We start from the raw sequence: 2,564 nt of genomic DNA on the forward strand, positions 1-2,564 counted from the left end.
TCGCCTACACCCTGCAATGTGGCCGCGAGGCGCTGCCGGTGCGGTTGGGTTGCGTGGCGAGTAGCCTGGCCGACCTGCGCGACAAGCTGCGGGCCTATGTCGCCGGGAATGGCGAGGGTTCGGGCGCGGTGCTGGTCACGCAACACGGCAAGACCACCGGCTCGCTCAAGGAAACGGCGGACGCGGCATCCATCGAAGCCGCACTGAATGACGGCGACTTGCTGGCTGTGCGGCGGCTGTGGGTGGCCGGGGCCGATGTGCCTTGGCCCCGGCTCTGGACGGGGCGACGGGTCCGGCGCTGTTCGCTGCCCACCTACCCCTTCGCCCGCCAGCCCCATTGGGCCACCGACCTCTTGGCCGAAGCCGCCCGCGACCCCTTGGACAAGATGCTGTTCGCGCCGACCTGGACCGCCGCGCCGCTGTCCGCCGCACCGCCTGCCGAACCGTCCGGCCAACGGCGCGTGCTGCTGGTGGGCGGGCCGGGCCGCGCGGCATTGGCCGACCAACTCAAGCGGCGGCACGCCAAGGATGAAGTGCTGGAAATCGACGCCGCCGAGTCCGCCGGGGAACGCCTCGCCGAACTTCTACCCCTCGATCTCGTGTACTTCCTGAGCGGTCTGGAGACGGAAGACGCGGACATGGAGGATGAAACCGCCTACGAACGGGCGCTGGCAGAGGGCACACTCGCGCTGTTCCGGCTGGCGAAAGCCTTGCTGGCGGCGGGCTACGAGCGCAAGCCCCTGATTCTCAAAGCGGTGACGGGCCAGGTCTACCCGGTGTTGGGCGGGGAACGGCTGCGGCCTTTCGGCAGTGGTTTGCACGGGCTGTGCAAGGCCATGGCGAAGGAAATACCGGCCTGGAAAATCGCTTGCATCGACGTGGGCCTGCCCGGACCAGCGGCCAGCGGCGCAGCCTCTTGGGAATCGGTCGCCGCCGCGCTGGTGGCGGAACCCGCCCACACTCAAAGCGAGGATGTTGCTTGGCGGGGCATGGAGCGCTATGCATTACGCATCGGTCCTGCCGCGTTGCCGCCCGTGGTGGCTACGCCGTTCCGGCGGCAGGGCGTCTATCTGATCATCGGCGGCGCGGGCGGCATCGGTTATGAACTGGCCCTGCACCTCGCCCAGACGGCAGCGGCCTGCGTCGTTCTGGTGGGGCGCAGCGAGCCGGACGCCCAGCGGCGGGAGCAACTCGCCCGCCTCGAAGCCTTGGGGGGGCAGGGAATTTATCTGCAAGCCGATTTGGCCGACCTCGCCAGTCTGAGCCACGCCGTGGCCGAAACCAAGGCGCGGTTCGGCGCAATCCACGGCGTCATCCACTCCGCCGTGGCCCTGCGCGACCAGGCTTTCCGCAACATGGACGAGGCCGGCTTCCTCCACGCCATGCAGCCCAAGGCCAGGGGCACGGTGAACCTGGCCCGCGCCCTGGACGGCGAGCCGCTGGATTTCGCGATGTTCTTCTCGTCCGCGCAATCCCTGATCGGCAGCCCCGGCCAGACCAATTACGTGACGGCCTGCGCTTTCCAGGACGCTTACGCCGCCGCCCTGGAGCAGCGCCGAGCCTGTCCCGCCCTGGTGGTGAATTGGGGTTATTGGGGTAGCGTGGGGGTCGCCACCGACAAGAAATATCAGGTGATGTTCGAGCGCCAGGGCATCCGCTCCATCGAGCCGGACGAAGGCATGGCGGCGGTTGACCGCATCGTCGCGGCGCGGGCGCGGCGCATCATCCCGTTCAAGGCCGACGAGGCGGCGTTGCGGCAAGCCGGTCTCCTGAGCGAAACGCCCGTCCTGCCCAGCCCAATTCCGCTGGCTCCGGTCCCCGAACCCGCTAGGTGCGCCGCCGCCACGGTTCAGGCACCGCCCGCCCCGCCACCCGCCGGGGCAGCGTCTCATTCGCCAGGGCAGATCGAAGACTTCCTGGCCGAACGCTTGGCCCGGCTGCTGGGCGTCCCTGCCGAGAGCGTCCGGGGCGCGGCCTTCCAGGAGTTGGGCATCGACTCCATCCTAGGCATGAAGTTCTTGCAGGACATTGAGGCCGCTTTCGGCTTGCGGCTTTATCCCAATGAGTTGGTGGAACACGACAGCCTGGAAAAACTCGCCGCCCATCTGTCCGCCGAGTTGACGGCCCGGCCAGATCGGCTGACGGTACCGGGAGAAACGAAAGCCGCGCCGACGGCGGAGCCAGCGCCGATCTTCCTGCTTAGCTCGCCCCGCGCCGGTTCGACCCTGCTGCGGGTGATGCTGGCGGGGCATTCCCGGCTGTTCGCGCCGCCCGAACTGCATCTGTTGCCCTTCGTGTCCATGGGCGAGCGCGCCACCCAACTGGATGAAACCCGCCAGACGCACCTTCGGGAGGGACTGATCGAGGCCATCCGCGCTTTGGAGGGCGTGTCCCTGGAAGACGCCCAGGCTCGCGTGCGCGGAATGGAAGCACAGAATCTCCCGACGGAGGAGGCTTATAGCTATCTACAAGCCAAGGCGGGCGGGCGGCGGCTGGTGGACAAATCGCCCTCCTATGGGATGGACGCCCGGATTCTGGCGCGGGCCGAAACCGTCTGTCCCGGT

At 68.3% G+C, this 2,564-nt stretch carries 1 protein-coding gene; it reads left to right on the forward strand.

Features of this window, described 5'->3' with window-relative positions; translation table 11 throughout:
- The coding region (locus ACXWUF_RS21815; protein WP_458503412.1) for an SDR family NAD(P)-dependent oxidoreductase at positions 1-2,564 on the forward strand (2,564 nt) is incomplete at both ends.

The organism is Methylomagnum sp., from assembly GCF_054333355.1.